Source organism: Microbacterium pollutisoli (assembly GCF_053586795.1).
The window spans coordinates 32,278-44,397 of sequence record NZ_JBNYWT010000005.1 but is presented as its reverse complement, the minus strand read 5'-3'; the positions used below and the strand labels follow the sequence as shown (position 1 = coordinate 44,397).

Annotated in this window: 13 protein-coding genes; 9 read left to right on the top strand and 4 right to left on the bottom strand. The window is 70.2% G+C overall.

Features of this window, described 5'->3' with window-relative positions:
• Window positions 1-126 precede the first annotated feature (126 nt).
• The 5 genes from ACQ143_RS11835 (at window position 127) to ACQ143_RS11815 (ending at window position 4,907) form a co-directional block, all read left to right on the top strand.
• On the top strand, window positions 127-1,458 hold the full coding sequence (locus ACQ143_RS11835) for an anion permease (RefSeq protein ID WP_449570901.1): 1,332 nt from the start codon (window positions 127-129) through the stop codon (window positions 1,456-1,458).
• Window positions 1,455-1,790 (top strand): peptidase, encoded by a 336-nt coding sequence (locus tag ACQ143_RS11830; protein ID WP_449570900.1) that lies wholly within the window; start codon window positions 1,455-1,457, stop codon window positions 1,788-1,790. Before ACQ143_RS11835 ends, ACQ143_RS11830 begins: the two co-directional genes overlap by 4 nt.
• Window positions 1,791-1,840: 50 nt before the next feature.
• The gene (locus ACQ143_RS11825; protein WP_449570899.1) at window positions 1,841-2,740 is read left to right on the top strand and encodes a phosphodiesterase; all 900 of its coding nucleotides are present in this window, start codon (window positions 1,841-1,843) and stop codon (window positions 2,738-2,740) included.
• Between the two features lie 76 nt (window positions 2,741-2,816).
• On the top strand, window positions 2,817-4,271 hold the full coding sequence (locus ACQ143_RS11820) for an aspartate ammonia-lyase (protein ID WP_449570898.1): 1,455 nt from the start codon (window positions 2,817-2,819) through the stop codon (window positions 4,269-4,271).
• An 84-nt stretch (window positions 4,272-4,355) separates the two neighbouring features.
• Window positions 4,356-4,907: a DUF4190 domain-containing protein gene (locus ACQ143_RS11815; protein ID WP_449570897.1), complete on the top strand. Its 552-nt coding sequence runs from the start codon at window positions 4,356-4,358 to the stop codon at window positions 4,905-4,907.
• 88 nt (window positions 4,908-4,995) lie between these two features.
• On the opposite strand, the gene ACQ143_RS11810 is transcribed toward ACQ143_RS11815, so the two are convergent.
• Window positions 4,996-5,862 (bottom strand): fumarylacetoacetate hydrolase family protein, encoded by an 867-nt coding sequence (locus tag ACQ143_RS11810; protein ID WP_449570896.1) that lies wholly within the window; start codon window positions 5,860-5,862, stop codon window positions 4,996-4,998.
• A 65-nt stretch (window positions 5,863-5,927) separates the two neighbouring features.
• Between ACQ143_RS11810 and ACQ143_RS11805 the strand changes: the two genes are divergently transcribed.
• The 3 genes from ACQ143_RS11805 (at window position 5,928) to ACQ143_RS11795 (ending at window position 8,386) form a co-directional block, all read left to right on the top strand.
• On the top strand, window positions 5,928-7,097 hold the full coding sequence (locus ACQ143_RS11805) for a PrsW family intramembrane metalloprotease (protein WP_449570895.1): 1,170 nt from the start codon (window positions 5,928-5,930) through the stop codon (window positions 7,095-7,097).
• 182 nt (window positions 7,098-7,279) lie between these two features.
• A complete protein-coding gene (locus ACQ143_RS11800; RefSeq protein WP_449570894.1) occupies window positions 7,280-7,648 on the top strand; it encodes an FKBP-type peptidyl-prolyl cis-trans isomerase in 369 nt (122 codons plus the stop codon).
• A gap of 171 nt (window positions 7,649-7,819) precedes the next feature.
• Window positions 7,820-8,386, top strand: coding sequence for a YceI family protein (locus ACQ143_RS11795; protein WP_449570893.1), 567 nt, complete (start codon window positions 7,820-7,822; stop codon window positions 8,384-8,386).
• A 54-nt stretch (window positions 8,387-8,440) separates the two neighbouring features.
• Here the strand turns inward: ACQ143_RS11795 and ACQ143_RS11790 are convergent, their stop codons facing one another.
• Complete coding sequence (locus tag ACQ143_RS11790; protein WP_449570892.1) at window positions 8,441-9,769, bottom strand: MFS transporter; 1,329 nt, start codon at window positions 9,767-9,769, stop codon at window positions 8,441-8,443.
• A gap of 115 nt (window positions 9,770-9,884) precedes the next feature.
• On the opposite strand from ACQ143_RS11790, the gene rpsO reads away from it, so the two are divergent.
• Window positions 9,885-10,154 carry a 30S ribosomal protein S15 gene (gene rpsO / locus ACQ143_RS11785; protein WP_449570891.1) on the top strand — a complete coding sequence of 90 codons (270 nt, stop codon included), beginning with the start codon at window positions 9,885-9,887 and terminating at the stop codon, window positions 10,152-10,154.
• A 92-nt stretch (window positions 10,155-10,246) separates the two neighbouring features.
• Here the strand turns inward: rpsO and surE are convergent, their stop codons facing one another.
• Together surE and ACQ143_RS11775 are read right to left on the bottom strand one after the other, a co-directional pair.
• Window positions 10,247-11,008, bottom strand: coding sequence for a 5'/3'-nucleotidase SurE (gene surE / locus ACQ143_RS11780; RefSeq protein ID WP_449570890.1), 762 nt, complete (start codon window positions 11,006-11,008; stop codon window positions 10,247-10,249).
• Window positions 11,005-12,060, bottom strand: a complete 1,056-nt coding sequence (locus ACQ143_RS11775) for a 1-phosphofructokinase family hexose kinase (protein ID WP_449570889.1) — start codon at window positions 12,058-12,060, stop codon at window positions 11,005-11,007. Before ACQ143_RS11775 ends, surE begins: the two co-directional genes overlap by 4 nt.
• Window positions 12,061-12,120: the final 60 nt, after the last annotated feature.

The window sequence follows — 12,120 nt, the reverse complement described above, 5'->3', positions numbered from 1 at the left end:
AACGCGGTCGGGTGTGGGAAGATCTTCAACGGTCCGGTTGCCGGAAATTGAACCCACGGTGAACTCTTCGTTCGCACCGCCGACCACGTCGGCATCCTCCCCACTCCCAACGACTGAAAGCGAACTGTGGAGACCGCAGCCCTCATCGTCGTGCTTGTCATCGCACTGGCGCTGTTCTTCGATTTCACCAACGGCTTCCACGACACCGCCAACGCGATGGCCACGCCCATCGCGACGGGTGCCCTCAAGCCCAAGGTCGCGGTCCTGCTGGCCGCTGTGCTCAACCTCGTCGGCGCGTTCCTGTCCACGGAGGTGGCCAAGACCATCTCCGGCGGCATCGTGCGCGAAGACCAGATATCGGCCACCATCTTCCCCGCGATCATCTTCGCGGGGCTCATCGGCGCCATCACCTGGAACATGCTGACGTGGCTGCTGGGGCTGCCCTCCAGCTCGTCGCACGCCCTGTTCGGCGGTCTGATCGGCGCGACCCTGGTCGGCGCCAGCGTCGCCGCGATCGACTTCGGCGTCGTCATGTCGAAGGTCGTGCTGCCCGCGGTGATCGCGCCGCTGACGGCCGGCATCATCGCCTTCGTCGCCACCAAGATCGCCTACGGCATCACCCGGCGCTACGACGGCAAGCCCGACGGCCGCGACGGCTTCCGCTGGGGGCAGATCTTCACCTCCTCGCTCGTTGCCCTGGCCCACGGCACCAACGACGCGCAGAAGACGATGGGCGTCATCACCCTCGCCATGATCACCGTCGGCTGGCAGTCGGCCGCCCAGCACGAGCCCCAGCTGTGGGTCATCGTCGCGTGTGCGGTCACGATCGCGCTGGGCACCTACATGGGCGGGTGGCGCATCATCCGCACCCTCGGCAAGGGGCTGACCGACGTCAAGCCCGCGCAGGGCTTCTCGGCCGAGGCGTCGACGGCGTCGACGATCCTGGCATCCAGCGCTCTGGGCTTCGCCCTGTCGACCACGCAGGTCGCCTCCGGCTCGGTCATCGGCTCGGGGCTGGGGCGTCGCGGCTCGAAGGTGCGGTGGCGCACCGCCGGTCGCATCATGATCGGCTGGCTGCTGACGCTGCCGGCCGCCGGCGCCGTCGGCGCGCTCGCCGCGCTCCTGGTGGTCTGGTTCGGGCAGGTCTGGGGCGTGCTGATCGGCGCCGTGCTGGCCGTGGTCGTCGTGGTGGGGATCTACCTCCGCTCGCGGCGCAACGAGGTCAACGCGGGCAACGCGATGGCCGATGTCGCCGAATCGGCCCAGGCCGTCAAGGTCAAGCGCAACCCGCCGCCCACGCGCCGGCAACGGGCGATCCTCCGCGAGCAGGCGCGTCAGCGCGCCGAAGCCGAGGCCAAGGTCAAGGCCGAGAAGAAGGCCAAGGACAAAGCCGAGAAGAAGGCCAAACAGAAAGCCGTCAAAGAGGCTGCGCGCAACGGGAAGGACGGTCTGCGATGAACGTTCAGATCGACTGGATCGCCTTCGTCGAGGTGTTCTGCGCCGCGCTGCTGGCCGCGACCCTGGTGGTCTCGTCGTACGCCGTCGGGCTGCGCCTTCTGGTGCGTGCCGGCCGGGCGCCGGTCGTGGCCCCGGCCGAGTTCACCGACGCCATCACGGTGATCAGCGAGAAGGAGGCCCGGCGTGCCGCCAAGGCCGCCGCGAAGGCGGCCCGCAAGAGCCCGCTCAGCGAGGGGCAGAAGACCCTGGCGCTGGTCGGCGCCTGGGCGAGCTTCACGGTGTCCGGCGTCGTCGTGCTCGCCGGCCTGCTGCTGATCATCTTCAACCACTGAGCGTCTGGGCGCACGGGATGAGCGTCGGCGCTGGCCTCTAGGCTGAGGGCATGGACGTCGTGCAGTTCGGTCAGCACCCGCCCGCGCAGCGCGTGATCGTGCACCTCAGCGACACGCACCTCATGGCGGGCAACGCCCCGCTCGGCGGCCGCTACGACACCGCGACGAACCTGCGGGCGACCCTGGCCGCGGTGGAGCGCACCGGCATCCGGCCCGACGCCCTCGTGTTCACCGGCGACCTGACCGACCTCGGCGAACCCGAGGCGTACGCGGCGCTGCGCGCGGAGGTCGAGCCGTTCGCGCAGCGGCTGGGTGCGCCCCTGGTGTGGGTGGCCGGCAACCATGACGAGCGGCCCGCCCTGCGCGAGGGGCTGCTCGGCGCCGATCCCACGCAGGAACCGGTGACCGGGGTATGGGATCTAGGCGGGCTGCGCCTCATCGCGCTCGACACGAGCGTGCCCGGCTGGCACCACGGCGACCTCGACGAGCAGCAGCTGGAGTGGTTGCGCGAGACACTGTCCACCCCGGCCGAACTCGGCACCCTTCTGGCGCTGCACCACCCGCCGCTGCCGAGCCACCTGCCCCTGTTCGACATCCTCGAACTGCGCCACCAAGATGCACTGGCCGAGGCGATCGCCGGCAGTGACGTCCGCGGCATCCTCGCCGGCCACCTGCACTACTCGATGAGCGGGATGTTCGCGGGCGTCCCGGTGAGCGTGGCCGCGGCCACCTGCTACACGATGAACCTGCAGCGCCCGGCCGGGGCGGTCAACGGCATGGATGCCGGGCAGTCGTTCCAGCTGGTCCACGTGTACGACGACACGATCACCGCGACGGTGGTCCCGGTGCTGGAAGCGGAGACGGGGGAGTACTTCACCCCCGAATGGGTGGCACACATGGCGCGCCTGACGCCCCAGGAGCGTCTCGAAGCGTTCTCGCGCAAGCGCTGACCCGGTCTCGTGCACCGGCGGCGGTAGGCTGGTCGGACACCCATCCGCACTGTGACGACCCACGAGGACTGCACACATGGCTGACGCGACGACGCGCACAGAAACCGACTCCCTGGGCTCGATGGAGATCCCGGCCGATGCCTACTGGGGCATCCATACCGCCCGGGCCCTCGAGAACTTCCCGATCTCCCAGCGACCGATCTCCGTCTACCGCGACCTCGTGGTCGCACTGGCGATGGTCAAGCAGGCCTCGGCACGCGCGAACCGCGAGATCGGCGTGCTCGACGCCGAACGCGCCGACCTCATCGACCGCGCCGCGCAGAAGGTCATCGACGGCGAGTACCACGATCAGTTCATCGTGGGGGTGATCCAGGGCGGCGCCGGCACCTCGACCAACATGAACGCGAACGAGGTCATCACCAACATCGCGCTCGAGCTGGCCGGCCGGGAGAAGGGCGACTATGCGTTCCTGTCGCCGATCGACCACACCAACCGCAGCCAGTCGACCAACGACGTGTACCCGACCGCCGTGAAGGTGGGGCTGTCGCTCGACCTGCGGACGCTGCTGGAGGAGCTCGACCTGCTCAAGCAGTCGTTCCTGCGCAAGGCGGTCGAGTTCCACGACGTGCTCAAGATCGGCCGCACGCAGCTGCAGGATGCCGTGCCGATGACCCTGGGGCAGGAGTTCCACGGCTTCGCGACGACCCTCGGCTACGACCACCAGCGGCTCACCGAGAACGCCTACCTGCTTTACGAGATCAACATGGGCGCCACGGCCATCGGCACCGGCATCACCACCCACCCGGCGTATGCCCCCGCGGTGCTGCGCCACCTGCGCGAGATCAGCGGGCTGGACCTGGCCACCGCCGACGACCTGGTCGAGGCCACCAGCGACACTGGATCGTTCATGTCGTTCTCGTCATCGCTCAAGCGCAACGCGATCAAGCTGTCGAAGATCTGCAACGACCTGCGCCTGCTCTCGAGCGGACCGCAAGCGGGGCTGGGCGAGATCAACCTCCCGGCCCAGCAGGCCGGATCGTCGATCATGCCCGGCAAGGTCAACCCCGTCATCCCCGAGGTGGTCAACCAGGTGGCCTTCGCCGTCGTCGGCGCCGACACGACCGTCACGATGGCCGTCGAAGCCGGCCAGCTGCAGCTGAATGCGTTCGAGCCGGTCATCGCCCACTCGATCTTCCAGTCGATCACCTGGATGCGCCGGGCCATGCGCACTCTGCGGGTGCACTGCGTCGACGGCATCACCGCCAACCGCGAGCGGCTGGGCGCGATGGTCGGCTCGTCGGTCGGCGTCGTCACCGCGCTCACCCCGTTCATCGGCTACGCGGCGTCGGCGGCATTGGCCAAGACCGCGCTGCTGACCCACCGCAACGTGGGCGACCTCGTGGTGGAGGCGGGCCTGATGACCCGGGAAGAGGTCGACAAGCAGCTGTCGCCGGCCCGGCTGTCCGGGCTCGAGGCCATCACCCAGGCGATCCCGATCGTCCAGCCCGCCGAGAACGTCGTCGAGAACTGACCACGGCGCGCATACTGTGCGCAGCCACCGCGATCCGCTAGTTTCGCACTGCCGGAAACATCCGTGCACGAATCAGGAGGCCACATGTCCGACCCCCAGAACCCCACGTCGTCCGGCGACCAGAACCCGGCTCCCGAGCCGCCGGCGGCCGAGCAGCCGCCCGCCTACCAGCCGCCCGCGGCCGACCAGCCCCCGGCGTACCAGCCGCCCGCGTACCAGGCGCCCGAACAGCCCGCGGCCGCGCCGGCCTACGCGGCGCCCGCGTACCCGACCGAGGGCTACGGTGCGCCGCAGCCGGCCAACCCCGGCCGCACGATGGGCATCGTGGCGCTCGTCCTCGCGATCGTGCCCATCGGCCTGCAGCTGGTGGGTCTGATCCTCGGCATCGTCGCGCTCGTGCAGAGCAAGAAGGCGGGCCAGAAGAACGGCATGGCCCTGGCGGCGATCATCGTCAGCTCGGTGCTGATCGTGCTCGGCATCATCGCCGGCATCGTGGCCGTCGCGCTCTTCGCCAGCGCCATCGGCGACCTCAACTCGCAGGTCGAGGCGTGCATGGCCAACGGCGGCACCGGTTACATCGAGATCTGGGGCCAGCAGCTCTCCTGCGAAGAGGTGCTGAACCAGGCCGGACGCTGATCCGATTCCGACGCAGCGGCGGTGGGTGCTCCGGCATCCACCGCCGTTCCGCGCATCCCGGCGGCCGCCGCCCACGCGTGGTGGGTGCTCAGCCCTCGATGCGGCAGTGGGTGGTGAGCTGCCCGATGCCGTCGATGCCGACGGTGACCGTCGACCGGTCGCGCAGGAAGATCTGCGGGTCGCGCGAGTAGCCGGCGCCGCCCGGGCTGCCGGTCGAGATGAGGGTGCCCGGCAGCAGCGTCGCCGACTGCGACAGGTGGGCGACGAGCGTGGCGACCGGGCGGATCATCTGACCGGTCGACGCGTCCTGCACGGTCTGGCCGTCCACTACCGCCCAGATGTGCAGGTCTTGCGGATCGGGGACCTCATCGGCGGTGACCACGACCGGCCCGGTCGGGGTGAACCCGTCGAACGACTTGCACCGCGACCACTGCGCTTCGGAGAACTGGATGTCGCGCGCGGTGATGTCATTGACGACGGTGTAACCCCAGACGTGGTCGAGGGCGTCCTCGGCGCTGACGTCACGCGCCGGGCGGCCGATGATGACCCCGAGTTCGGCCTCGTAGTCGATCGACTCGCTGAGCGACCGCGGCCACGAGGTGGTCGCATCGTGTCCGGTGAGCGAGTTCGGCCACAGCACGAACACGGTCGGCGCCTTGTCGGCCTTCAGTCCCAGTTCGCCCGCGTGTGCGGCGTAGTTCAGGCCCACCGCGAGGATCACCGGCGGGCGGTTCACGGCCGGCGCGAAGCCGAACCCGTCGAGTGGATGCCAGGAGTCGGCCGCCGCGGCGGCTTCGCGCACCCGGGTCAGCAGCGCGTCGCCTCCGCTGATCAGTGTCTGCAGGTCGCGGGGGGCTCCGTCGAACAGCTCGGCCACCAGGAGGAGCTGTTCGTCACCGACGACGGCGAGCTGCGGTTCGACGTGAGCGGGGGAGGTCACGTGGGCGAAGCGCATCCTTCTACGCTACCCGCCGCACGCGCACCCGGACCGGCGCCGTCGGCAACCATAGGCTGAAGCGCATGACCTATCCGTCGCCGCTCGCCCAGCCGCCGCACGGCGCCGCCGCCCCGATCCCGCCCGCTCCAGCCCCCGCGCCGCTGCCGGTGCCCGCGCGCAAAGGGCGGTCGGCCCCGTTGTGGGGCTTCGCGGTGATCATCGTCGTGCTCATCGCGCTGGCGGCCTACCTGCTGAGCTTCCTCGGCACGGCCGCGTCGGTCATTGCGATGATCCTGGCGCTGCTGCCGCTGACGGGGGTGCTTCTGACGATCCGGGTCATCGACCGGTGGGAGCCCGAGCCGCGCTCGCTCACGATCTTCGCCGTCGCCTGGGGGGCGATCGTCGCCGTCGCCCTGACCCTGCTGGTCGATGTGCTGCTCACCCTCGTCATCGGCGTGGGCGCATCGCCGGCGCGCGAGGCGTTCTCGACCGTCATCCAGGCACCGGTCGTGGAAGAGCTCGCGAAGGGCCTGGGGCTGCTCGTGCTCCTGGCGGTCGGCCGCCGCGCCTTCGACGGCCCGGTCGACGGGGTGGTCTACGGCGCGCTCGTGGGCGCCGGCTTCGCCTTCACCGAGAACATCCTCTACTTCGCCACGAGCCTCATCGAGGGCGGGGTCGCCGACGTCACGATGACGTTCCTGCTGCGCGGCATCCTCTCGCCGTTCGCGCACGCGATGTTCACCGCGGTCACCGGCTACCTGCTGGGCCGGGCGGTCCGCACCGGCCGCGCCGCCGGGCGGGTCGGCGGTCACTGGCTGCTCGGGGTGCTCGGCGCCACGATCCTGCACGCGTTCTGGAACGGCTCGGCGATGTTCGCCGACTTCTTCGCCCTGTACTTCACGCTGCAGGTGCCGCTGTTCATCTGCTTCATCGTCGGCATCATCCTGCTGCGCCGCGAAGAGGCGCGGCTGACGCGTGAGCGGCTGGGGGAGTACGCGGCCGCCGGCTGGTTCACCGCCACCGAGGTCGAGATGCTCGCCACGCCCCGCGGTCGCCGGCAGGCCGTCGTATGGGCGCGGGGCCTTCCGGGCGACCGCTCCGCGCTCATGCGACGGTTCATCGCCGAGGCCACGTCGCTCGCCGCTGCCCGACAGCGTGCGCTCTCCGGTCGCGACCCGCACGCGGTGGAAGACGAACGCGTGTTCCTGGCTCGCGCGACGGCTGCCCGCACGCAACTGCTGGCCCGCCCCTAGCCGAGCGGACGGGTGGGCGTGGCTGTCGTCGAACGTCCGCCGGTGGCAAGACTCAGCGCCCGGTGCCGCGGCGATGCCTGCGTGTCTCCCGGGCGCTGAGTTGATCTGCCCCCATTTTCACCAGCGCTCTCCGAGACTGTCAAGAGGTCTCGCCGGCGGTTCCGGCGTGCTTGGATGGACGTATGAGCACAGACCGCACCAAGCCCGAGATCGACGCGCCCGAAGGGCCCGCGCCCACTGAACTGGTCATCCGCGACATCATCGTCGGCGACGGGGATGAGGCCAAGCCCGGCGACACCGTCACCGTCCACTACCTCGGTGTCGAGTACGAGACCGGCGAGGAGTTCGACTCGTCGTGGGGACGTGGCGAGACCATCCAGTTCCCGCTGCGCGGACTCATCCAGGGCTGGCAGGACGGCATCCCGGGCATGAAGGTCGGGGGCCGTCGTGAACTGGTCATCCCGCCGCACCTGGCGTACGGTCCCGCCGGCGGCCACTTCCTCGGCGGCAAGACGCTGATCTTCGTCATCGACCTCGAGAAGGTCGGCTGACACGTTCTGACCGCACCGAAGGGTGGATGCCACGGCATCCACCCTTTGTCATGTCCGGCGTGGCTGCCCGGTCACGCTGCAGGCCCAGAGTTTTTTACATTCGCTGGAATAGATCTCACGCCGGTGCGTTGAACCGTCGCAGAACCGTCACCCTGACCGAAAGGCCACCGCATGACCGACACTGCGACCACCACCATCGAGATCCCCGGCTACAAGGCCGGCACCTGGGTGCTCGACCCCAGCCACAGCGAGATCTCCTTCAGCGTCCGCCACATGATGATCTCGAAGGTGCGCGGCACGTTCGCCATCAAGGAGGCGACCATCGTCGCGCCCGAGAACCCCCTCGAGGTGCAGGTGACCGCCAGCGCCGACGCCACGTCGATCAACACCAAGGACGAGGGCCGCGATGCCCACCTGCGCTCGGGTGACTTCTTCGACGTCGAGGCCTACCCGACCATCGACTTCGTCTCGACCGGTGTGCGCGTCGCCGGTGACGACTTCCTCGTCGACGGCGACCTCACCATCCACGGCGTCACCAAGCCGGTCACCTTCGAGCTCGAGTTCGGCGGCTTCGGCACCGACCCGTGGGGCAACTACAAGGCCGGCGCGACGGCCGAGACCGTCATCGACCGCGAGGACTTCGGCCTCACCTGGAACGCTGCGCTGGAGACCGGCGGCGTGCTGGTCGGCAAGGACGTCACCATCACGCTCGACCTGCAGGGTTCGCTGCAGGCCTGATCGGCTGCGTGCGAGGGAGGGGGTGGATGCCACGGCATCCACCCCCTCCCCGGCTCAGGGCACCGGGTTCTCGGCGTCGTATGCGCGGAAGCGCGGGGCCAGCCGCACGAGGAACAGCACGAGGCCGATGATGACGAACCCGCCCAGCAGCGGCGGGAACCACAGTGCGGTGAAGGTCGCGAGGGTGCCGGCGTACAGCGCGCCCACGCGCGGGCCGCCGGCGACCACGACGATGAAGATGCCCTGCAGGCGCCCGCGGATCGCGTCGGGTACGGCCGACTGCATCATGGTGCTGCGGAAGATCGAGCTGATGTTGTCGGCGGCGCCCGACCCCGCCAGGGCGACGCATGCCGCGACGAGCAGCACGATGTTCACCGACGTGTCGCTGACCACGGCGGGGGAGAACAGACCGAAGGCTGCCAGCAGCAAGACGGCGCCGAACGCGGCGATCGATGCCCCGTACGCGATGATCGCGCGTTCGATGCCGCGGCCATGCCAGCGATAGCGGGCGACGGGCCCCGACAGCAGGCTCGAGAAGAACGCACCGACGGCGATCGCCGCGGTCAGCACGCCGGTGGTGATGGCGCCGCCGCCCAGCAGCAGCGCCCCGATCGCGGGGAACAGGGCAAGGGGCTGCCCGAACGTCATGGCGACGATGTCGAGGATGTACTGCATGCGGATGTTGCCGGCGCGCCGCAAGAACCGCCAGCCGTCGACGAGCGAGGCGAGCCCGGGGCGCACGATCTCACCCTCGGGCTTGATCGCCGGCAGCGTCCACAGCCCGAGGAACAGTGCCGACATCAGCACGAGGTCGATCGTGTACGTCCAGCCGTACCCGGTGAAGGCGACCAGCACGCCCGCGGCGGCGGGGCCGATCGAGACCATGATGCCCATGGTGATGCCGCCCAGCGCCGATGCGGCCGGCAGCAGCGCCGCCGGGATCAGCCGGGGCACGATCGCCTGCCGCGCCGCCATCACGACCGAGTTGGCCGACGAGTTCACCACGGCGATGACGTACAGCCACGCCACCGACTCGGCACCGGTCCACGTGAGCACCATCAGCACGGCGGTCGACGCGAACGTCACGCTCGCGGCGATCAGCGCGACCCGGCGTCGGTCGAATGCGTCGGCGAGCATGCCGCCGTACAGGCCCGCGAAGATCATCGGCACCAGGCCCGCCACAGCGATCATCGACACCGCGAAGGTCGACTCGGTGAGCTCGTACATGTGCAGCATGATCGCCACGATCGTCAGCTGCCCGCCGAGGCCGGCGAGGGTCGACCCGATCCACATGCGCGCGAACGCGGGACTGGTGGTCAGCGGACTCAGATCGATGAAATGGTCGCGTCGCAGCCGGGGGCGGGAGCGATCAGGGCGGAGCACAGAGTGAGCCTAATCGCTGGTAGACTCTTCAGGTTGCCGTTGGATCGGCCGCGGATAAAGAGAGCTCACGCAGAAGGCGTCGGGCACCGCGCAACGAAGAGAGAGGGGATCACCTATGGCACTGGATGCAGAGGTCAAGAAGGCGATCATCGAAGAGTTCGCGACGCACCCCGGTGACACCGGATCCCCCGAGGTGCAGGTCGCGATGCTGACGCAGCGCATCAAGGACCTGACCGAGCACCTCAAGGGACACAAGCACGACCACCACTCGCGTCGTGGGCTGTTCCTGCTCGTCGGTCAGCGCCGCCGCCTGCTGGGTTACCTGCAGGACGTCGACATCAACCGCTACCGCTCGCTCATCGAGCGTCTCGGTCTGCGTCGATAAGGCACCGCCACCAGCCGTTCAATCGCTCGAAACTTCTTGGGAAGGCCGCTCCACGGTGTGGGGCGGCCTTCGTCATGCGCGGACGGGTCGGATCACGGTGCGGATGCCGGGGACTCGGCGTAGCCGAGCGCGACGTGCGAGACCGGATCGAGCCCGCTCAGAGTCACCCAGCCCTCGGCGAGGTAGGCGGCATCCGTGCCCGGCTCGGGCACGTTCGGCAGATCCTCGACGGCGAGCCGCAGGTGGTGTTCACCGCGTTCGCTCAGCGTCGTCTGCACGATGCCGAACGGGGCCAGTTCCGCCTCGCGGATCCCGCGATGGGTCGGCGCATTCGGCACGTTGACATTGATCACGGTGCCGCGGGGCCGCGCCAGCAGGAACGGGAGCAGGCCCAGCGCCGCGTCGGCGGCGGCATCCCAGTGGAACGTGTCCGGGTGCATGCCCACGTCCAGGGACACCGCCACGCCCCACGCCCCGTTGAGGCCGCCGGTGAGTGCGGCGCCCACCGTGCCGGAGTGCAGGATCGCCCGGCCCACGTTGGCGCCGTGGTTCACCCCCGACAGCACCAGCTCGGCCGCCTCGCCGAATGCGCCGTGTGCGGCGATCAGGGCGATGAGCCCCGGGCCGCCGCGCACCGCGAAGCCGGGCACCCCGTCGAGCCCGGCCAGTTCGCGGCGCTCCACCGCGATCCGGCCGTCCTCCTCGGCGGCGGCGATCGAGGCGCTCGCGCCGCTGGACTGCCGCGCCGGGGCCGCCACCGTCACGTCGTAGCCGGCGTCCACCGCTGCGCGCGCGAGTGCATGCAGGCCCGGGGCGTCGATGCCGTCGTCATTGGTCACCAGCACACGGGTCATCGGTCGCCCTCCCCACCGTGGGGCGCGCTGCCTTCGGGCGGCGGGTCCTCCGCGTCGTCCTGCTGCGCGAGGGCGGCGAGGCCGTCGGGACTGACCCGGCCGGTGTCCGGCTGCGGCATGTCGGTGTCGGTCTCGTCGTCCAGCACCCGCACGGTGACCTCGTCGCGCAGTCGGGCGATCGCCTCCGGGTCGCCGGTGCCCAGTCCGTGCCGCGTGACATTGAGGGCGCCGGCGGCCGCGGCCATCGTCACCGCTTCCCGCGGAGTCTCTCCGCGGGAAAGTCCCGCGGCGATTCCGGCCGTGAGCGAGTCGCCCGCGCCGCGGGTGTCGGCCACCTCGAGACGCGGGGGAGCGACCTCGAGGAATCCGTCGCCGTCGAGCAGCAGCAGGGCGTCGCTCGACCGGGTGACGATGACGGTCTCGGCACCGCGCGTGCGCAGCTGCCGCATCGCCCGCATGAGCGCCGGCACGGTGTGCTCATCGATCAGGCCGTCCTCGTGCAGCTCCTCATGACTGACCTTCAGCACCGTCACCCCGCCGGCCAGCGCCGCTTTCAGCCGCTCGCCCGCCAGGTCGACCACCACCTGGGCGCCCGCCTCGCGAAGATCGGCGGCCAGGCGCCGGTACGTGTCGGGGTCCAGCGCCGTGTCGCCCTGGGGGCCGCTGAGGATCACGAGTCCCGACTCGGCCCCTTCGCGCAGCGTGGTGCTGAACAGCTCATCGAGCTCATGCCGGCCGAGGGGGTCGCCGTCCGCTTCGGCGACGACCTCGCGCCGGCCGCTGCGCCGATCGTGGAGGTAGGCGGCGCCGCGGCCCTCGCGGCTCGGTCCGGCCACCGTCGCGCCGTCCTGCTCGAGCAGGTGACGCACCATGTCGCCGGTCTCACCGGTGAGCACGCTGCACATGGTCACCGACGCGCCCAGCCGCATGAGCATGCGCGCCTGCCAGACACCCTGGCCCCCGGCGTGCACGTGGATGTCCGGGCCGCCGGGGTGCTCCTCGACGGTCACGGTCAGCACGGGCGAAGGGGCGAAGATCACGACGTCGCTCATGTCCGGCACGCTACGGCCGCGGTTTCCGTGCCGCCAGGGGGTTGCGGGCGGCGTCGCGCT